Annotated in this window: 14 protein-coding genes; 4 read left to right on the top strand and 10 right to left on the bottom strand. The window is 69.5% G+C overall.

Annotated features, from left to right (window positions below; translation table 11 throughout):
* The first annotated feature begins 2 nt into the window (after positions 1-2).
* From ACQP0U_RS09475 to ACQP0U_RS09465, 3 genes are read left to right on the top strand one after another with little or no spacing between them, the layout of a single operon-like run.
* Positions 3-668, top strand: coding sequence for a PH domain-containing protein (locus ACQP0U_RS09475; RefSeq protein WP_433317589.1), 666 nt, complete (start codon positions 3-5; stop codon positions 666-668).
* Positions 669-719: 51 nt separating this feature from the next.
* Positions 720-1,286, top strand: coding sequence for a TetR/AcrR family transcriptional regulator (locus ACQP0U_RS09470; RefSeq protein ID WP_433317587.1), 567 nt, complete (start codon positions 720-722; stop codon positions 1,284-1,286).
* A 59-nt stretch (positions 1,287-1,345) separates the two neighbouring features.
* Positions 1,346-2,545, top strand: a complete 1,200-nt coding sequence (locus tag ACQP0U_RS09465; RefSeq protein WP_433317585.1) for a low temperature requirement protein A — start codon at positions 1,346-1,348, stop codon at positions 2,543-2,545.
* Between the two features lie 5 nt (positions 2,546-2,550).
* Here ACQP0U_RS09465 and ACQP0U_RS09460 read toward each other — a convergent pair whose 3' ends face one another.
* The 4 genes from ACQP0U_RS09460 to ACQP0U_RS09445 form a co-directional block, all read right to left on the bottom strand.
* Positions 2,551-3,864, bottom strand: coding sequence for a hypothetical protein (locus tag ACQP0U_RS09460; protein WP_433317583.1), 1,314 nt, complete (start codon positions 3,862-3,864; stop codon positions 2,551-2,553).
* A 14-nt stretch (positions 3,865-3,878) separates the two neighbouring features.
* Entirely contained in the window at positions 3,879-5,405 is a 1,527-nt protein-coding gene (locus tag ACQP0U_RS09455) for an alkaline phosphatase D family protein (RefSeq protein ID WP_433317581.1), read from the bottom strand.
* 119 nt (positions 5,406-5,524) lie between these two features.
* Positions 5,525-6,256, bottom strand: coding sequence for a TolB family protein (locus ACQP0U_RS09450; protein ID WP_433317579.1), 732 nt, complete (start codon positions 6,254-6,256; stop codon positions 5,525-5,527).
* Positions 6,257-6,503: 247 nt separating this feature from the next.
* Positions 6,504-7,823 (bottom strand): MFS transporter, encoded by a 1,320-nt coding sequence (locus ACQP0U_RS09445; protein ID WP_433317577.1) that lies wholly within the window; start codon positions 7,821-7,823, stop codon positions 6,504-6,506.
* A 219-nt stretch (positions 7,824-8,042) separates the two neighbouring features.
* On the opposite strand from ACQP0U_RS09445, the gene ACQP0U_RS09440 reads away from it, so the two are divergent.
* Positions 8,043-9,422, top strand: a complete 1,380-nt coding sequence (locus ACQP0U_RS09440) for a CBM96 family carbohydrate-binding protein (RefSeq protein WP_433317576.1) — start codon at positions 8,043-8,045, stop codon at positions 9,420-9,422.
* 73 nt (positions 9,423-9,495) lie between these two features.
* Here ACQP0U_RS09440 and mmsB read toward each other — a convergent pair whose 3' ends face one another.
* The 6 genes from mmsB to ACQP0U_RS09410 all read right to left on the bottom strand — a co-directional run bounded on the left by mmsB (position 9,496) and on the right by ACQP0U_RS09410 (position 19,279).
* Positions 9,496-10,746, bottom strand: coding sequence for a multiple monosaccharide ABC transporter permease (mmsB, locus tag ACQP0U_RS09435; RefSeq protein ID WP_433317574.1), 1,251 nt, complete (start codon positions 10,744-10,746; stop codon positions 9,496-9,498).
* Positions 10,743-12,281, bottom strand: coding sequence for a multiple monosaccharide ABC transporter ATP-binding protein (gene mmsA / locus ACQP0U_RS09430; protein ID WP_433317572.1), 1,539 nt, complete (start codon positions 12,279-12,281; stop codon positions 10,743-10,745). The genes mmsB and mmsA overlap by 4 nt, the downstream gene beginning before the upstream one ends.
* An 83-nt stretch (positions 12,282-12,364) precedes the next feature.
* Positions 12,365-13,507: a multiple monosaccharide ABC transporter substrate-binding protein gene (chvE, locus tag ACQP0U_RS09425; protein WP_433317570.1), complete on the bottom strand. Its 1,143-nt coding sequence runs from the start codon at positions 13,505-13,507 to the stop codon at positions 12,365-12,367.
* 312 nt (positions 13,508-13,819) lie between these two features.
* Positions 13,820-15,475 carry a glycoside hydrolase family 27 protein gene (locus ACQP0U_RS09420; protein ID WP_433317568.1) on the bottom strand — a complete coding sequence of 552 codons (1,656 nt, stop codon included), beginning with the start codon at positions 15,473-15,475 and terminating at the stop codon, positions 13,820-13,822.
* A gap of 346 nt (positions 15,476-15,821) precedes the next feature.
* On the bottom strand, positions 15,822-16,808 hold the full coding sequence (locus ACQP0U_RS09415; RefSeq protein WP_433317566.1) for a LacI family DNA-binding transcriptional regulator: 987 nt from the start codon (positions 16,806-16,808) through the stop codon (positions 15,822-15,824).
* Between the two features lie 362 nt (positions 16,809-17,170).
* Entirely contained in the window at positions 17,171-19,279 is a 2,109-nt protein-coding gene (locus ACQP0U_RS09410) for a family 43 glycosylhydrolase (RefSeq protein ID WP_433317564.1), read from the bottom strand.
* Positions 19,280-19,506: the final 227 nt, after the last annotated feature.

The raw sequence follows: 19,506 nt of genomic DNA, 5'->3' as shown, positions 1-19,506 counted from the left end.
CAATGACCGACCCGAAGACACCGACCAGGGCGCGGGTGGGCCCGCTGCTGCGGCGGGCGGCCGAGGCCGAGGCCGCGATGTGGCGCAGCCTGTACGTCTGGGCGCGCCGCCGCCCACTACCGCTGGGGCCCGGCGACGAGCCGTTCGGCTACCTCGGCGTGGTCAAGCCGATCCTGGGCATCTTCATCGGCCTGTCGGTCGTGGAGATCCCGATCTTCGACATCGTCGTCACCCACGTGGTGCCGTGGCGGCCCGCCCGCTGGATCGTGCTCGGTCTCGGCATCTGGGGTCTGCTCTGGATGATCGGCCTGTTCGCCAGCATGACCATCCATCCCCACGTCGTGGGCGACCGGGGCCTGCGGGTGCGCCTCAGCTCGGGCATCGACATCTGGATTCCGTGGACCGACGTCGAGGCCCTGCGCAAGCGCTACCGCTCGCTGCCGTCGAGCAAGTCGGTGCAGGTCGAGCAGGAGGGCGACCGCCGGGTGGTGTCCATCTCGGTCGGCAGCCAGACGAGCATCGACGTCCTGCTCCGCCGGCCGCTGACCTTCGACCTGCCCAGGACCGGGTCGACGCCGATGAATGAGCTGCGGCTGTACGCCGACGACCCGGACGGCCTGCTGCGCAGCGCGCGGGGCACTCCCGCCACCACCACCGCCAGCCGGTGACCGCCGCCGCTGGCGGGGGTCCGGGCCACCCACTGTGAAACGATCGAGGCCATGCCCAAGAAGGTCGATCACCAGGAGCGACGCACCCTCATCGCGGACGCGCTGATGCGGGTCGCCGCGGACCAGGGCCTGGAGGCCGTCAGCCTCCGACACGTCGCAGCCGCGGCCGGCGTGTCCGCCGGGATGGTCCAGCACTACTTCCGGACCAAGGACGAGATGATGGCGTTCGCGTTGAGCGTGGTGCGGGAGCGCAGCCAGCTCCGGGTCACCGACGCGGTGGCGCGGCTGGGCGAGAACCCGTCGCCTCGGCTGCTGCTGCGCACGATGCTCGCCGCGCTGTTGCCGCTCGACGAACACACCCGCGACGACGGGCGGGTGGCGCTCGCGTTCCTCGCCTACACGGCGGTGCGACCGTCGGCCGCGCCCGGCCTGCACGAGGACACCGCGCAGTTCACCGGGTTCATCGCCAGCATCCTGCCCGACCGCCACGGCGCCGCCGCCGCGGCCGGCCTGCTGGCGCTGATGGAGGGGCTCGGTGTCTACCTGCTCGGCGGGCAGTACACCGCCGAGCAGGCGCTGGGCGCGCTGGACGCCCACCTCGACCTGCTCTTCGGCTGATCCGGTCGCAGCTGCGCGTTGACCCCCGGCCCGGGTGGTCGGCAGACCAGGATGAACGGATGAGCCGCGTCCACCGGTCCCGGCCGGTGCTTGTCGAGGAGGCACACCGGGCCACCACCTTCGAGATCTTCTTCGACCTGGTCCTGGTGTTCGCGCTGACGCGGCTCATCGGTTTCATGGCGGAGTCGCTGAGCCCACTCACCCTCTATCAGGGGCTGCTGCTCCTGCTCTGGTTCTGGTACGCGTGGAGCTGCTACGCCTGGCTGGGCAATCAGGTCCGCGCGGACAACGGACCCGTGCTGGCCGGGATGCTCGCGGCGATGGCGGCGATCTTCGTGGCCGCGCTGGTGATCCCGCAGGCCTGGCACCGCAACGACGGGGCGCTGAGCCCGCCGCTCACCCTGGCCGTCGCCTACATCGTGGTCCGCGGGCTGCACCTCGCCGTGGAGGCCTACTCCACGTCCGGCAACCCGCAGTACCGCCGCCAGACGCTGCGCTTCGCCGCGTCCACCACACTCGCCTGGGTCCCGCTGCTGGTGGGAGCCATCCTCGGCGGGACCGCGCAGACCGTGCTGTGGACCGTGGCGTTCCTCGTCGACTACGGCGGCGGGCGGATCGCCACAGCCGCCAGCTTCGGGGAGGTCCGCAGCGGGGCCCACTTCGCCGAACGCCACGGCCTGGTGCTGATCATCGTGCTCGGTGAGTCCCTGCTGTCGGCCGGGGCCGGCGCGGGCCTGTCCGTGCTCACCTGGCCGGTGCTGCTGGCCGCGGTCTTCGGCTTCGCCGCGACCGTATGCCTGTGGTGGCTCTACTTCGTGGGCGTCGCCCCGGCCGCCGCGAAGGTGCTGACCTCGGCCTCGCCGCGCTCCCGCCGTCGCCAGCAGTTGGCGTCGGACGCGTACACGCTGGCGCACCTGCCGCTGGTCGCCGGGGTCGTCTACTTCGCCCTGGGCATCCACCTGATCCTCGCGAGCCTGACCGATCAGCCTCGACTCCTCGCCGGGGAGCCGATGGGATGGCCGGCGACGACGGTGCTCTACGGCGGGGTCGCGGTCTACCTCGTCGGCCGCCTGCTGTTCCTCCGGCTGACCGTACGCGGCGCGCCGGATCAGCTCGTCGCGATCGGCGTCGTCCTCCTGCTGCTGCCGGTGGCCCGGATCCTGCCCGCGCTGGCCGCCCTCGGCCTGCTGACGGCCTTCCTCGCCGCCCTGGTGCTGTACGAGCGGCTGACCCGGGCCGTCCGAGCCCGGGCCAGCTGACCCGTTCAGTGGGTCGTGACGCCCGCCCGCGCCTTCAGCCGGCGCAGCTCGTCGGCGGACATCAGCCAGGTGGAGTTCGTCGTCCCCAGGCCGAGGAGCACCTGGTCGAAGGTGTTGCCGTCGTTGTCGTCGGTGTAGCAGACGCTCACCTCACCCCAGGGCGACGCGGCGACCGCGAAGTGCTCCTGGCGACCGGTAGTGGTCTGGCTCAGCGCCTGGGCGGCCAGCCGGCCGGTGGACGTGCCGTCCGGGTTGAGACCCCGCGCCCAGACGTCCGGGTTGGCGCCGGACACCGTCCAGCCCACCACGATGTTGTCCTGGTCGTCGATGCCGACCCCCGGGGCGATGGCGCCGGTTCCGGTGGACACCTGGACCTCGTCGTGCCGGGCCGCGCCCGTCACGGTGAACGATCGCGCCCAGACGCCCCGGGCGCCGGTGTGGTCGGACTCCCACCCGACGGTGAAGTCACCGGCGAAGTTCGCCGCCACCGAGGCACGTTGCTGCTGGCCGCCGCTCTGGGCGTTCGCCGTCCGCCGCGACAGCGCCACGGCACCGTTGGACCGGGCCAACCGGGTCAGCCCGATGTTGTACGACCCGTTCGCGTCGGCGTCCTCGTCCCAGACCACGAGCGCCTCGCCGGAGGCGGACACCGCCACATCGGGACGGTGGTGCGTGCCAGTGGTCTGCGAGGCCGTCACCTCGTACGCCTTGGTGGTGGCCGCGGTGAAGCCGGCGGCCTTGACGGTGGCGGGAGCGGTGCCCTGCACGTCCTCCCAGACCACAGTGAAGCCGACGGCGGCGTTGGTGGGCGCGCCGTCCGGGTCGACCGCGACCTTCGGCCAGATCTGCTGCCCGGCGTCGCTGGCGTTGGCCTGCCCGGAGCCGAGCACCGCTCCGGCGGGCGACACCACCCGGTACTGGATGTTGTAGACGCCGTTGCCGTCGCCGTCGGCGGCCCAGACCACCACGGCGTTGCCCTTGTCGTCGAGCCCCACGTCCGGGCTGATGTGCCGCCAGGCGGCGCCGCTGGTCCCGCCGTTGGAGAGCTTCAGCTCGTACGCGGGCGTGCCGTCGCGGAACAGCCGCAGGTAGATCTCGCTGTGGGTGTCGTCCTCCGGGGCGGTGCTGTCCCGGTCGTCCTCCCAGACCACTGCGACGTGACCGTTGCGGTTCATGGCGATGGAGGGCAGGTCCTGGTCGCCGGTGGCGACGCTGTTCGCGGTCGTCCAGGTGACCGCCTCGGCGGTCATCGCGGTCGGTGCGAGCACCATGTTCGGGACCAGCAGGGACGCGGTGAGCAGTGCGGTGATTGCGGTCATGGTGGTTCTCTCCCTTACCCGGCCTGCAGGCCGGGCTGGCCGTCGAGGATGACGAACGAGCGCACGGTGGACGCCGCCGCGCCGTGCTCGGTCACCGAGTTCACCGCGCGGAAGTCCGCACGGACCTGGCTGCGGCTGATCGTGGTACGGACGTAGCCGCGCCGGTCCGAGTAGAACTTCAGGTGCGGGTTGGCCGCGGCGTTCGGGACCGTGGTGCTGCCGCTGCCGTTGCCGGTCGAGCTGATCGAGGTGCAGACCAGTTCGGTGCCGATGGTGGCCGACGAGGGGTTGGCGTAGTCGGCCTTGAGGTTGTTGGCCCACGACCGGTGCACGTCGCCGGTGAGCACCAGCGGGTTGCGCACACCGCGCTGCTGCCAGCCGGTCTGGATCCGGCTGCGCGAGGCCCGGTAGCCGTCCCACGCGTCCATGCTGGCCGCCCCGTTCGCGTCCAACTGCTGGGCGAAGAAGACCTGCTGGCCGAGGATGTCCCAGGTCCCGTAGCGCTGGGCCAGCCCGTCGAGCAGCCACGCCTCCTGGGCGGCGCCGGTCAGCGACCGGGAGGCCAGGTCCGCGTCGGCGCAGACCTTCCAGCCGTCCCCACAGGCCTGGTCGTCGCGGAACTGCCGGGTGTCGAGCATGTGGAAGGTGGCGAGCTGTCCCCACCGGACGCGCCGGTACAGCGGGATGCTGTTGCCGTTGGCGGCGGAGGCCGGCCGCAGCGGCATGTTCTCGTAGTAGGCCCGGTACGCGGCGGTCCGGCGGGCGGTCCACTGGGCGGCGGTCAGCGTGGGGCTGCTGTCGTTGCGGACCATGTTGGCGTAGTTGTTCTCCACCTCGTGGTCGTCCGGCACGACCAGCCAGGGTGCCGCGGCGTGCGCCGCCTGCAGGTCGGGGTCGGACTTGTAGAGCGCGTACCGGCGGCGGTAGTCGGCAAGCGACACGATCTCGGAGCCGACGTGCTGCCGCACTGTGGAGCTGCCGACGCCACCCTCGTAGATGTAGTCGCCGAGGTGCAGGATCAGCCCGGGGTTGTCCTCTGCCATCCGCCGGTAGGCGGTGTAGTAGCCGGCCTCGTAGTGGGCGCAGGAGGCGAAGGCCATCACCAGGTCGCGGCCGAAGGAGCTGGGCGCCGGGGCGGTCCGCGTCCGCCCGACCGGCGAGATCTGGCCCTGGGCCCGGAACCGGTAGTAGTAGTCGGAGTCGGCGGCGAGCCCGCCGGCGATGGCGTGCACCGAGTGCGCGTCGGCGTAGCGGGCGACCACCGAGCCGGAGGCGACCAGCGAGGTGAACCGGTCGGTGGTGGACACCTGCCACTCCACTGTCACGTCGGCGTTGGCCATGCCGCCCTGCCCGTCGGCGTTGAGCGGCGACGGTGCCAGCCGGGTCCAGAGGACCACGCTGTCGGGCGCCGGATCGCCGGACGCCACACCGAGTTTGAAGGGGTACGGCACCGCGGCGAGGGCACCCTGGCGGGGTGTCAACGCGACGCCGGCGGTTGCCAGTCCACCGAGGACGAATATGCGACGACTCAGCCTTGTCATGGTCAACAGCCTCGGGAACGTCGATGAACGGCGATGGGTGCGGGGCGGAATCCGACATGACGGGATGCTGTCCGCGCCAAGGCGTTCAGGTGTCCGGACCGCCGGCCCGGGTCGGACCGTCAGGTGAGCGGGGACGGCGACTCAGCACCGGGGATCACCAGCGTCGGCGTGCCGGACCCGTCCGCCGGGACGCCCCAGACGTCGGGCTGGCCGTCGTCCCGGCGCAGCGTGTAGGCGAGTCTGCCGTTGTCCAGCCACGCGGCCTGGTCATCGACGCTGCGCGTCTCGGCGGTCGGGGTGACCCGCATGCTCGCCAGGTCGAGGACCGACAGCCGCCAACCCTTCGCCGGGTCGGCGTCGACCGCCTCCTTGAACGCGAGCCGCGTGCCGTCCGGTGACAGCGACGGGCACTCGACGTTCTCCTTCAGCGTCTCGACGGTACGGGCGGCGAGGTCACCCCGGACCAGGTACCTCTTACCCCCCGTCGACATGGTCGCGTAGAAGCGGTTGTCGTCGGCGGTGAAGGTGACGCCCCAGTAGTTGACGTCCGGGTTGCGGTAGCCCCGGCCGTCCCTGGTGATCCCGAACTCCTCGAGCGAGGCCACCGTGGCGCCGGTGCGGGCATCGAGGATCCCGGTACGGGTGGAGAAGCCACTGGAGGTGTACGAGTCGCCACCGACGAACGTCGTCCAGGAGACCATCCGGCCGGACGCCGAGACCCGGGCCCGGTTCGGCAGACCCGGCACACTTACCGCCCGGGTCTGGCGCAGCGCGGCGTCGAGCACGACAACCTGGTACGACCACGCGGTCTCCGGTTTGAGGCAGACCCCGGTGCCGGCCGCGGCGTACACCCGGAGGCATTCCAGGCCGGCGACGGTGCGCGGCCCGGCGGGGTCGGTCGCGGCGACGGTGGAGACGTGCCGGTCGGTGATCGCCAGCAGGCGTGGCCCGGGCGCCAGGGTGACCGCCTGCCCGCCACTGGCGGACGGCGGCGTTCGGGGGCCTCGGCGGCCGTGGCGGCGTAGCCGGCCGCCACCGCGCCCAGCAGCACGGCCGAGGCGACCACCACGCCGAGCTTCGCTCGGGTCGACATCGCGGTCATCGGGGCACCTTCCGGGTGGTGAGTCGGGACGGGGAGGTCAGCAGGAGCAGCGTGCCGACCAGGACGCCGGCGACGGCCACGGCCGCCGCGCGGATCGCGTTCTCCGGCCCCCACGCCTGCCAGGCCAGACCGAACAGCACGGACGAGACGAGGTACGCGAGGGCCTGCCCGGTCTGCACCAGGGCGATTCCGGTGGTCCGCAGTCGCGCCGGCAGCACCGGGCCGGCGAGCGCGATGAGCACGCCGTCGGTCGCCGCGTAGAAGGTCCCGTACAGCGTCAACGCCAGGGCGACAAGCGGCCAACCGTCGACCGGCCCGGCCAGCAGCAGGTACGTCGCACCGAGAGCGGTGTAGCCGCCGATCACCACGGGCAGACGACCGATCCGGTCGGCGAGCACGCCGAGCGGGGCGGCGAGCACCAGGTAGGCCAGGCTGGTCCCCACCGCGAGCAGCGGGAACCAGCGCAGGCCGAGGTCCACCTGACGTTGCAGCAGCAGGTAGACGAAGCCGTCCCCGATGGTGGCCAGCCCGAGCATCGCGGCGGCCAGCACCAGCCGTCTGGCGGGCCCGCCGCGCAGCAGACCGAACGCCTCGCGGACGGAGACCTTCGGGTCGTCCGGCCCGCCCGCCGCCGCGCCGCCCGCCGCCGCGCCCGCTGCCTCGCCGTCCGGTGCATCGCCGTCCGGCCGCTCCCGGACGAAGAGCACGAGCACCACGACGGCCAGGGCGGCGATGCAGAAGCTGGTGACGAAGACCGCGTCGTACGACTGCCCGACGACCAGCAGGACCGCGAACGCGGCGAGCGGTCCGAGGAACGCGCCGACGCTGTCCATCGCCCGGTGCACCCCGAACGCCCGCCCCAGCGCCTCGGGCGGCGTGGAGAGCGTGATCAGCGCGTCGCGCGGCGCGCTCCGCACACCCTTGCCGAGCCGGTCGACGGCGATGACCGCGCCGATCGCCGGGATCGACCGGCCAGCGAGCAGCAGACCGAGTTTCGCGACCGCCGAGAGCGCGTACCCGACGCCGGCGATCAGCTTGCGCCGCCGGAACCTGTCGGCCGCGAAACCACCGACGACGCGCAGCAGCGCGGTGGCGCCGGTGTGGACGCCGTCCAGCACGCCGAAAGCCACCGGGCTGAGGTGCAGGCCCAGCACCAGATAGAGCGGCAGGACCGCGGCCACCATCTCGGCCGACACGTCGGTGATCAGACTGACCGTGCCGAGCGCGACGACGTTGCCGCTGACCATCGCGAACCGCCGACGGGGCCCCGATCCGGGTTGGTCGGCGACCGGTCGGGAGACGGTCGACAGGTACACGAGCATCTCCTCGGATCGACGGCTGACGGGCAGCCATCGTCCGTACTCAGTGCGGAGGGCACAACGGACCGCGGGTGGCATCCGGGCGAGGGACGGATGAACGTGCCCTCAACACCGAGGTGTTCGCCTGCCGGGACGCACTGTTCATCCGGCCGTCGCCCGCCGGCTCATCGACCTTCCTACATTCCTTGCGCTCTACCACGAGGTAAGGAGTCCTGGATGGACATTCGATTTCCCCGCCCGTCAGTGACGCTGGGGGTGGTCACGGTGGTCGTCGCCGCGACCGCCGCCGTCGTCGTGACCGGCGCCGGCGCGGCGTCGGCGGCGAGCGTGACCTTCACGCCGGTCGCCGACACCTACGTCCAGAGCGACACGGCCGCCACCAACTACGGCACGTCCACGCAGGTCGTGGTCGACAACTCGCCCGTACGACGCTCGTTCCTGCGCTTCACCGTGAGCGGTGTCAGCGGCACGGTGACCGGCGCCAAGCTGCGACTGCGCACGATCAGCGGCAACAGCGGCAGCGACGCCGGTGGCACCTTCCGCCGGATGTCCAACACGACCTGGTCGGAGACCGGCACCACCTGGAACAACCAGCCGGCCATCGACGGGGCCACGCTCGGCACGATCGGCGCGGTCAGCGGCAACGCCTGGTACGAGGTCGACGTCACGGCCGCCGTCACCGGCAACGGCACGTACAGCTTCGGCGCCACCTCGACCAGCGGTGACGGCGCCTACTACGACACGCGCGAGAGTGGCGCGGACGCTCCGCAACTGGTGGTCACCACCGGGACCACCACGCCGCCCCCGTCGGGCGACCCGGTGTTCGTCGGTGCCGGCGACATCGCCGACTCCGGCTCCGGCGACAGCGCCACCGCGACGCTGCTCGACAACATCCCAGGAACGGTCTTCACCACCGGCGACAACGTCTACGACAGCGGGACGGCGTCGCAGTTCAACAGCTACTACGAGCCCACCTGGGGTCGGCACAAGTCCCGCACCCGCCCGTCGCCGGGCAACCACGACTACAACACGTCGGGCGCGACCGGCTACTACAACTACTTCGGTACGTCCGCCGGCCCGAGCGGTCGCGGCTACTACTCGTTCGACCTCGGCAACTGGCACATCGTGTCGCTGAACTCGAACATCAGCATGTCGGCCGGCTCGACGCAGGAGCAGTGGCTGCGCGCCGACCTGGCCGCCAGCAGCAAGCCGTGCACCATCGCGTACTGGCACCACCCGCTGTTCACGTCCAGCTCCAACCACGCGCCGTCGACGTCGACGCGCCCGCTGTACCAGGCCCTCTACGACTACAACGCCGACGTCGTGGTGTGGGGACACAACCACGTGTACGAGCGGTTCGCCCCGATGAACCCGGCCGGTGGCGCCGACTCCAGCCGGGGTCTGCGCAGCTTCGTCGCCGGGATGGGCGGTGCCGGCCACTACGGCTTCGGCACCATCCAGCCCAACAGCGAGGCCCGCAACAGCTCGGCGTGGGGCCTACTGAAGTTCACCCTGCACTCCAACAGCTACGACTGGCAGTTCGTACCGGTCGCAGGCCAGACCTACAGCGACAGCGGCACCAACACCTGCCACTGACCCTCACCCCTTCCGTACGCGATGGCCCCCTGACCGCGAGTGGTCAGGGGGCCATCTGCCTACGGTCCAGGCGTCAGCGGGCGGTGCCGGCGCGACGCTTGTTGTAGACGTCGAAGGCGACCGCGACGAGCAGGACGAGACCCTTCACCACCGACTGCGTCGACTGGTCGATGCCCATCAGCTGCATGCCGTTGCTCATCACCGCCATGATCAGACCACCGACCATCGCGCCCACCACGGTGCCCACGCCACCGGTGACGGCCGCGCCGCCGATGAAGGCAGCGGCGATCGCGTCCAGCTCGAACATGTTGCCGGCGGCGGGCTGGGCGCCGTTGGACCGCGACGAGTAGATGACGCCGGCCACCGCCGCCAGGAAGCCCATGTTGACGAACATCCAGAAGTTGACGGTGCGGACCTTCACCCCGGACAGCGCCGCCGCCGACAGGTTGCCGCCGATCGCGTAGACCTGACGACCGAAGACGGTACGCCGGGTGAGCAGGCCGTAGACCAGCACCAGGAACGCCAGGATGATCAGCACGATCGGCAGCCCTCGGGCGTGCGCCAACTGCCAGGCGAAGTACATGAGGACCGCGCCGACCAGCACGACCCGGGCGACGAACAGCGGGAACGACTCGACGGGCTGCTGGTAGCGGATACGCGCCACGCGGGTGCGGAAGCCGCTGACCGCGTAGCCGGCCACAGCGATGGCGCCGATCAGCAACGTGAAGGCGTCGAAGCCCTGCCCGCCGAGCAGGCCGTTGAGGAAGCCCGCCGCGACCTGCTGGTACTCGGACGGGAACGGCGACAGCGAGATGTTGTCGAGCACCCGCAGGGTGAGACCGCGGAACAGCAGCATGCCGGCCAGGGTCACGATGAAGGCCGGGATGCCGGCGTACGCCACCCAGAAGCCGTGCCACGCGCCGACCGCGATGCCGACGACAAGCGCGGCCACGATGCCGATCCACCAGGGATGGCCCTGCTGGATCACCAGGACGGCGGAGACCGCTCCGGTGAGCGCGACGACCGATCCGACCGACAGGTCGATGTGCCCGCCGATGATCAGGATGACCATCCCGATCGCGAGGACCAGGATGTACGAGTACTGGAGAACGATGTTGGTGATGTTGCCGGGGCTCAGCAACACCCCGTCGGTCAGGACCGCGAAGAGCGCGACGATGACGACCAGGGCGACGTAGATCCCGCTCTGCCGCAGGTTGTTCAACACCAGCGCCCGCAGGTCGTTCGTGCCGCTGTGCAGGGCGGCGGCGGGCGTGTTGTCCGGGGGCGTGGGGTGCTCCGTCGAAGGGGTCTTGATGCTTGTCATCCGACGAGCTCCTTGTCCTTGGTCATCAGCTCCATGAGGCTCTCCTGAGTCGCCTCGGCCACCGGCATCTCGCCGGTGATCCGGCCGGCGGCGAGGGTGTAGATGCGGTCGCACATTCCGAGCAGCTCCGGCAGCTCGGAGGAGATGACGATCACTGCCTTACCGGCGGCCACCAGCCGGTTGATGATCGTGTAGATCTCGTACTTGGCGCCGACGTCGATCCCCCGGGTGGGTTCGTCGAGGATCAGCACGTCCGGGTCGGTGAACAGCCACTTCGACAGCACGACCTTCTGCTGGTTGCCGCCGGAGAGCTTGCCGACCACCGCCATGACGCTGGGCGTCCGGATGTTCATCTCCTTGCGGCTGGTCTCGGCAACCTTGATCTCCTCGTTGCCGTTCACCCAGCCCAGGCGGGACAGCCGGTCCAACGCGGCGGCGGACACGTTGCGCCGCACGTCGTCGATGAGGTTGAGGCCGTAGCGCTTGCGGTCCTCGGTGACGTACGCGATGCCGTTGTCGATCGCCTCGGCGACGGTGCGCGCCTGCACTTCCCGCCCGCGGACGAAGAGTCGGCCCCGGATGTCACGCCCGTAGGACCGACCGAACACGCTCATGGCCAGTTCGGTCCGCCCGGCCCCCATGAGGCCCGCGATGCCGACGACCTCGCCGGCGCGTACGGAGAGGCCGACGCCCTCGACGACCATCCGGTCCTGGACCGGGTGCCGCACCGTCCAGTCCTCGATGCGGAGAACCTCGTCGCCGGGCGACGACTCGCGGTCGGGGTAGAAGCTGTCCAGGTCGCGCCCGACCATGCCCCGGATGATCCGCTGCTGGTTCACCTCGTCGGACTTCATGTCCAGGGTCTCCACCGTGCGCCCGTCGCGGATCACGGTGGTCGAGTCGGCGATGGCGGTGATCTCGTTCAGCTTGTGCGAGATCATGATGCAGGTGATGCCCTGCTCCTTGAGTGCCCGCAACAGGTCGAGCAGGTGCGCCGAGTCGATGTCGTTGAGCGCGGCGGTCGGCTCGTCCAGGATGAGCAGGCGAACCTTCTTCGACAGCGCCTTGGCGATCTCCACCAGTTGCTGCTTGCCGACACCGAGCTGGATGACAGGGGTGACGGGGTTCTCGTGCAGCCCGACGGACGCCAGCAGCTTCGCCGCTTCGGCGTTGGCGAAGTTCCAGTCGATGAGCCCGCTGCGGCCACGCCGCTCGTTGCCGAGGAAGAGGTTCTCCGCGATCGACAGGTACGGCACCAGGGCGAGCTCCTGGTGGATGATGACGATTCCGTTGGCCTCGCTGTCGCGGATGCCACGGAACTGCATCGGCTTGCCGTCGAAGAGGATCTCGCCGTCGTACGAGCCGGACGGGTGGACGCCGGACAGCACCTTCATCAGGGTGGACTTGCCGGCGCCGTTCTCACCGCAGATGGCGTGAATTTCCCCGCGGCGCACTGCGAGGCTGACGTCCTCCAGCGCGGTCACGCCGGGGAAGGTCTTGGTGATGCGACGCATCTCGAGGATGGTGTCGTCCATTGTCACTGTCCTCCGTCAGGTCTGGACGCGGCACGCGCCCAGGCGTCGGGCCCGGCGGGTGACCGCCGGGCCCGACGAGTGGCTTACTTCTTGGCCTGACCGGCGGCGACCTCTTCCGCCGTCCAGTAGCCGGAGTCGATCAGCGTCGCCTTGATGTCGTCCTTGTAGACGGTCGCGATCGGCAGCAGGTACGCCGGGACGACCTTGACACCGTTGTTGTACGTCTGGGTGTCGTTGGCCTGCGGCTGCTTCTTCTGCAGGAACGCCTCGGCGGCGTTCACTGCCTGCTCGGCCAGCAGGCGGGTGTCCTTGAAGACCGTGGAGCTCTGCACGCCGTCGTTGATCAGCTTGATCGAGGCGATCTCGGCGTCCTGGCCGGTGACCACGGGGAGCTTCTTCGCGCCCTTGCCGTAGCCGGCGTTCTGCAGGGCGGTGATGATGCCGCGGGAGATGCCGTCGTACGGCGAGAGCACCCCGTCGACCTTCGAGCCGTCGTTGTAGGCCGAGGTGAGCAGGTTCTCCATCCGCTTCTGCGCGGTCTCCTGCTGCCACCGCAGGATGGCGACCTGCTCGGGGGTGGTCTGCTTGGACTTGACGATCAGCGTGCCGTTCTCGATGAACGGCTTCAGGGTGTCCATCGCGCCGCCGAAGAAGTACTGGGTGTTGTTGTCATCCAGCGACCCGGCGAAGAGCTCGACGTTCAGCGGCCCCTTGGCCGTGCCCTTCGAGCCGTCCTTGTTCAGCAGGCCGAGACCGACGAGCAGCGCGGTGCCCTGGGCGACGCCAACCTTGTAGTTGTCGAAGCTGACGTAGAAGTCGACGTCCTTGCTGCCACGGATCAGCCGGTCGTAGGAGATGACCGGGATCTTCGCGGCCGCGGCGGCCTGCAGCTGGCTGTTGAGCGCCGTGCCGTCGATCGCCGCGATGACCAGGACATCCGCACCCTGGGTGATCATCTGGTCGACCTGCTGCGACTGCGTGGGGATGTCGTCGCCGGCGTACTGGAGGTCGACCTTGTAGCCCTTGGCCTCGAGCTTCGACTTCACCGCGTTGCCGTCGGCGATCCACCGCTCCGACGTCTGGGTCGGCATCGACACACCGATGGTCAGATCGCTGGGCTTCTCGTCACCGGTCTTCTCGCCGCTGCCCGCACCCCCGCCGCTGCACGCCGCCAAACTCAGCGCCAGTGCGGCGCCGCCGAGAGCAACCAGGAATTTCCTGCCCACGGGCTTCTCCTCTCTGGACTCCCCCGCCGACTGCCGGGGCCAAGTGTCATCTTTCGGGTAGTGTTAGCGCTCACATAGATTGCGTCAACACCAGATCCGAAATACCGGTGTCACGGTCTCGTAACGGAGCATCCAGGCGAGCGTAGCCATGTCGCCGATCCGCCGGAAGGGCAGGACGCGGCGACTCAGCGTGGTCGCCCGCAGCACCTTACCGACCGATGCCCGTGGACGACAGATGTCGTCCACGGGCACCCGCACCACCGCCGGATCAGGTGGGTGGCCGCGACCTCGGCGGTCGGCGGACCCGGTCGGCTACCGCTGCGACCACCGCTGGTTGGCCGCACCGGTGCAGGTCCAGAGGAGCACCGTGGTGCCGTTGGCCGTGCCGTTGTTGTTGACGTCCAGGCAGAGCCCCGACTGCGCGCCGCTGATCGTGCCGTTGGCGTTGACCGTCCATTGCTGGTTGGTCCCACCGTTGCAGTCCCAGAGCTGCACCTTGGTGCCGGCCGTGGCGTTCAGCGGCGCGTCCAGGCACTTGCCGAGGGCCTGCAGGGTCTGATTGGTGCTGGTCCAGCGCTGGTTGGCGGCGCCGTTGCAGTCCCAGATGACCGGTTGCGTGCCATTGGTCGTGTTGCTGTTCGGCACGTCGAGGCAGCGGCCGGAGGCGGCGCTGGCGTACGCGCTCGACGTGGTCGGCGGCGGCGTCGTCGGAGGCGTCGTTCCGCCACCGCTGACCCGGTACACCACAGTGCCGTGCGCGGGGACGCTGGCGCTGATGGTCCCGCTGCTGGAGCTGCTGCCACCGGTCCACGCGTCCACGAGCGTGAACGACGAGCCGGACTTGCCGATGGCCGCGGCCGTGGTCGAGATCGTCGTCGTCGAGCCGCCCTGGTTGAAGAGGGCGACGGCGACGTCACCGTTGGCGAGCCGCTTGGCCAGCACCCGACGCGTGCCGTCGAACGACACCTGCACCCCCTGCAACCCGAGCGAGTCCTGGTTGATCGCGATCAGGTTGGCGTTCTTGAGGATGGTCTGCGTCGCCGAGTTCATGTTCCGTACGTCGTTGCCGGCGATCAGCGGAGACGCCATGATCGCCCACATCGCGAAGTGGCTGCGCATCTCCGTGTCGTTCATGCCGCCGCGGCCGACCTCCATCATGTCCGGGTCGTTGAACCCACCCGGCCGCGCGTAGGACGCCAGCGGAACCGTCACGTTGATGATGTTCTGGATGCCCATCGGGTAGCCGTTGCTCTGGCCGGTGTCCCACGCGTTGGTGATGTCCTCGGTGGTTCGCCACATGTTCGCCACGTCGCCCCAGTTGCGCTGCGGGCCGGTCTTGGCGTGGATGCTGTTGGAGTTGATGCTGTACACGATCGGTCGGCCGGTGGCGGCCAGCGCGTCACGCATCTTGGCGAAGGTGGTCACCTGGTCGTTGATGCTGCCCTCCGGCGAGCACCAGTCGTACTTGAGGAAGTCGACACCCCAGGCGGCGAACTGGCGGGCGTCCTGCGCCTCGTGACCACGGCTGCCGGTAGCGCCGGGGTAGGCGCCGAAGTACTGCGCACAGGTCTTGTCGACAGGCACCTGGTACAGGCCGAACTTCAGGTTCCGGGCGTGCAGGTAGTCGCCGAGCGCCTTCATCCCGCTGGGGAACCGGCTGGGGTCGCCCTGGATGTTGCCGGAGCTGTCCCGGTTGGGGTTGAACCAGCAGTCGTCGACGACGACGTAGTTGTAGCCCAGGTCCCGCATGCCACTGCTGACGATCGCATCCGCCGTCTGCCGGATCAGCGCCTCGTTGATGTTGCAGCCGAACGAGTTCCACGAATTCCAACCCATGGGTGGAGTGCGCGCCACGCCGTTGTCCAGTGCCTGCGCCGTCGGGGCGCGAAGGCCGACCAGGGCACCGGCGAGCAGTATTCCGGCCGCCAGTACGCTCCCCCAGCGACGACCTCGGGTAATGCGGTTCATCGAGCCTCCTTGTCGGTGGCGCCCGCCCGCGACTACGATCCCTGGTCGGCACGCCGATAGTTGTACGCCAATTCTTGTTAGCGTTAACAGAGACGCCCATCATGTTACGGCGGCATTTCACGAGGTTCAATACCTGCACCGATCCGTATTGCTGGACATCGATAGGTCACCCTCTGCGACCAATCGAGTCGCGTCTTATCAGCCGGGAAGTCGAGAAATGACGCAGGCAGCTGCGGGCAGCAGCCGGCGCGCGCTGGCCCGCGCGCACCGTGCATGCGCTCAGCGGGGAGCGGCGACGAAACCACTCCCCCGCGCCGCGCGGGCCGACCTCTGGTTGGTCCGGCCGTCAGCTACGCGGCGGGGCGACACTCTCGCGGGCGACCAGCGCCGGGGCGATGGTCTGCCGCAGCGCCCCACCGGTGCCCGACTCGATCTGGGACAGCAGCATCTGCAGGCTCGCCCGCGCCACCGCGTCGAAGTCCGGTCGGACGGTGGTCAGCGGCGGAATGAAGTACGCCGCCTCCGGCACGTCGTCGAAGCCGACCACGCTGATCTCGTCCGGCACCCGTCGGCCGAACTCGTGCAGTGCCCGCAGCACGCCCAGCGCGAGGTGGTCGTTGGCGGTGAAGACGGCGGTCACCTCCGGCATCCGCGCCAACATCTGCCCACACCGGTAACCCGACGCCGCGGACCAGTCCCCCGGCATCGGCGGCGGCGGATCCAGACCGGCGGCCAGCAGCGCCTGCCGCCAGCCGTCGATCCGACCGACGCTGTCGAACCAGTCGGTCGGCCCGGAGACGTGCCAGACGGTGCGGTGCCCCGCGTCGAGCAGATGCTGCGTCGCCGCCCGGGCGCCCGCCACCTGGTCGACAGTCACCAGCGGCACCGGCCGGCTCGGGTCACCGTCGACGGTCACCAGCGGGACATCCTTGGGCAGGCGCTCCAGCGCCTCACCGGCCGACTCGACCGGGGCGATGACCACTATGCCGGCGACCCGGTGCGACAGGTGCCGCTCGACGGCCGCCGAGATGGAGCGGTGGTCCAGGTTTCGCACGCTGCCGACGCTCACCGCGAAACCCTCTTCGGCGGCGGTCTGCTCCAACGCGGCCAGCAGCGACGCCGGACCGTAGAGCGTCGTGTTCTGTGCGACCACACCGATGACCTGTGATCGACCGGTCACCAGGGCGCGTGCCGCGCCATTGGGGCGGTAGCCGAGTTCGGCGATCGCCGCCCGCACCCGAAGCCGGGTCTGCTCACGGACGTTGGGATGCCCGTTGAGCACCCGCGACACCGTCTGATGGGAGACACCGGCGAGACGAGCAACATCCGTCATCGCGGGACCGTGGACGGCCATTTCACTCCCCCCGCTACATCGCCGGCCCGCAGCCCGTCGGCGTCGACTGGAGCGGCCCGGCCCGATCCCCTCGCTCAGTCACCACGCCGGTGCTGAATCCCAGGTGACCAGCGCTGGATCGCCGACAGTCTACGCCAGCAACGGCCCCGAACACGGCACGGCCGTATGGGGACTGTGGAACGCGTCCGACACCGCACGACACATGGCCCACCCGGAGTGCTGAGTCGTCCTGAGCGGGGCGCTGCCGCGACGGCACGCCGGCCTGCCGCAAGCTCCGGACAGAGCCTGCAGCAGGCCGGCGAGGACCTGGCGCGTTCAGACCGACGGTCGTGTGACTGGTGTCACGGGGTCGTCAGGTCGAACCGCCGCACGGTGACCGCGCCACCGAGCGCCTGCGTCGCGTGGTTGAAGATGGCGAACCGGTAGCCCATGAAGAACTGCCAGTTGTTCGCCAGCGTCAGGGCGTTGCCGAACGAGGTGAAGTTGACCCCGTCCGTGCTGTACGAGAAACGGGCCTGTCGGCCGGAGCCGGGTCTGATGTCGGCGTTGGCGCGCAACCAGATCCGGCCGCCGGAGACGGCGGTGCTCGCCACCTCACTGCCGGTGCTCGTGGTGTTCCAACTGCCGTCCATGGTCAGGCCGTTCTGCATGACCAGACGTGTGGACCCGTTGTCGCGTCGGACCCCGATCCAGGCCGACGAGTTGCGCAGCACCGCCAGGCCGGTGCGATCACCGTCGCGCATCGTGGAGTAGTCCAACTCGATGGTCGCGGTCGAGGTGGGGCCCTGGATCCGGTGGGTCAGCGTGTTGCGCGCCGCGTACAGGTCGCCGGTGACGGTGGCGGTCTGCAGGTTCAGCCCGTTGTTGACCGACCACCTGTTGTTGTCGGGGTTGTGGTTCCACTCCCACTGCGGGCCGAGCGTGGTGCCCGAGAAGGTGTCGGTGCCGGTGAGCGGCTTGACCGCCCTGGGCGGCGCGGGCAGGTTCGGCTTCGGGTACGAGCTGCCCCACGTGCCGTTGACCGTCTGCAGCACGGGCCAGCCGTCGCCGGTCCAGGTGATCGGGGCCATCGCCGGCATCCGACCACCGGGGTACGCGTCGACGAAGGACATGTAGTACCAGTCGCCGTTCTGGGTCTGCACCAGCCCACCCTGGTGCGGCACACCGCCGCCGGAGATCGGACCGGGCAGGTTGAGCAGCACCTGACGCTGCTCGTACGGGCCGAACGGGCCGTTTGTCGACTTGAGCACGTACTGGCCGTTGGCCGGGCGGGTGAGCCAGATGTAGTAGGCGCCGTTGCGCTTGTAGAAGCGTGCGCCCTCCAGCGTCCCGATGCTCGACGGCGTGGTGTACACCTGCTGGGCACGCACCTGGGACTTCCCGTCGGCGGACAGCTGGGCCACGCTGATGGTGCCGTTGCCGTACGCCACGTACATGGTGTCGTTGTCGTCGATCAGCATCCCCGCGTCGTAGTAGCAGTTGGGGATGGTGGTGTGCTTGCTCCAGGCGCCGTCGACGGCGGACGCGGTGTAGATGTGGGTCTGCGCGAAGTCGATGCACCCGGCCCAGTAGTACGTCCGGTTGCTCGGCCGGTAGTTGAGCGTCGACGCCCAGATCCCGTCGACGTACGCGTTGCCGCCGCTCATGTCGTACTTCGACCCGAACTCAAGCCGGGGCACCGAGTGACCGGCGAACTCCCAGTTGACCAGGTCGTACGAGCGCAGGACCGGCGCGCCTGGTGAGTAGTGCATGGTGGAGGCCGACATGTAGTAGGCGTTGTCCACCCGGATGATGTCGACGTCGGCGAAGTCCTGCCAGACCACCGGGTTCGAGTACGTGCCGTTCGACGGAGGTGGCGTGGTGGGGTTGGTCCCGCCGTCGACGCGGACGAGCTGCCACTGCTGGTTTGCGCCGTTCCAGTCGTCGTACTGCACGATGTTTCCGCCGTCGGCGGTCGACGCGCCCTGCACCTCCATCACCTTGTTGCTGTTGCGGTTGATCAGCCGGACGTAGCCGCTGTCCGAGTCGGCCAACCGGAACTGCTGGTTGGTGCTGTTGTTGTCGGCCCACTGCACGATGCTGGCGCCGTTGGCGGTCGAGAAGCCCGAGACGTCCAGCACCTTGCCCGACAACCTCGACTTGAGCCGGTAGTAGCCGCTTCCGGAGTCGACGAACTGCCACTGCTGCTGGTTGCCGTTGTTGCGCGTCCACTGGGTGATCCGCGCGCCGTCATTCGTGGCCAGGTTGTACACGTCCAATGCCTTGCCACTGTTGCGGTTCACCAGCACGTAGTAGGCGCTGGTGTCGACAGTCGCCGCTGACGCGGCGGTCGACGCGACAGCCGCCAGAGCGCCGCCGACCACCACCGCGACCGCAGCGGCGACGAGCCGCGACAGCCGACCACGCCCCCGTGCTGGTGTTGTCCAGGGAACCCGACCGATGGCAACCATGATCCTCCTTATGCGTTCCGAGCGGCCCGGGGTCGTCATCCGCGGCACTGGGCGGTGTGCCGAGCTGGCCCGATCGCAGGATGTGATCGTTAACATCACTCATCGTGGTTCGCGGCGCTGAACTGCCGTGCACGGGGAAGAAAAATGATCGCAAGCCGGGCCAGCCACAGACATCGACCGTCTTGGTTATAGACTGTGAGCGATAACACGGCCTTAGTCAAGACGTA

It is taken from the genome of Micromonospora sp. CA-269861, assembly GCF_050948505.1.
Taxonomy (GTDB): Bacteria; Actinomycetota; Actinomycetes; order Mycobacteriales; family Micromonosporaceae; genus Micromonospora.
Note: the sequence above shows the minus strand (reverse complement) of the source record. Positions and strands in the feature narration are given on the sequence as shown.

Bases quoted from the DNA above. Each gene is read 5' to 3' on its own strand.
- ACQP0U_RS09475 (WP_433317589.1), top strand. From the start codon at position 3: ATGACCGACCCGAAGACACCGACCAGGGCGCGGGTGGGCCCGCTGCTG.
- ACQP0U_RS09470 (WP_433317587.1), top strand. From the start codon at position 720: ATGCCCAAGAAGGTCGATCACCAGGAGCGACGCACCCTCATCGCGGAC.
- ACQP0U_RS09465 (WP_433317585.1), top strand. From the start codon at position 1,346: ATGAGCCGCGTCCACCGGTCCCGGCCGGTGCTTGTCGAGGAGGCACAC.
- ACQP0U_RS09460 (WP_433317583.1), bottom strand. From the start codon at position 3,864: ATGACCGCAATCACCGCACTGCTCACCGCGTCCCTGCTGGTCCCGAAC.
- ACQP0U_RS09455 (WP_433317581.1), bottom strand. From the start codon at position 5,405: ATGACAAGGCTGAGTCGTCGCATATTCGTCCTCGGTGGACTGGCAACC.
- ACQP0U_RS09440 (WP_433317576.1), top strand. From the start codon at position 8,043: ATGGACATTCGATTTCCCCGCCCGTCAGTGACGCTGGGGGTGGTCACG.
- mmsB (WP_433317574.1), bottom strand. From the start codon at position 10,746: ATGACAAGCATCAAGACCCCTTCGACGGAGCACCCCACGCCCCCGGAC.
- mmsA (WP_433317572.1), bottom strand. From the start codon at position 12,281: ATGGACGACACCATCCTCGAGATGCGTCGCATCACCAAGACCTTCCCC.
- ACQP0U_RS09420 (WP_433317568.1), bottom strand. From the start codon at position 15,475: ATGAACCGCATTACCCGAGGTCGTCGCTGGGGGAGCGTACTGGCGGCC.
- ACQP0U_RS09415 (WP_433317566.1), bottom strand. From the start codon at position 16,808: ATGACGGATGTTGCTCGTCTCGCCGGTGTCTCCCATCAGACGGTGTCG.
- ACQP0U_RS09410 (WP_433317564.1), bottom strand. From the start codon at position 19,279: ATGGTTGCCATCGGTCGGGTTCCCTGGACAACACCAGCACGGGGGCGT.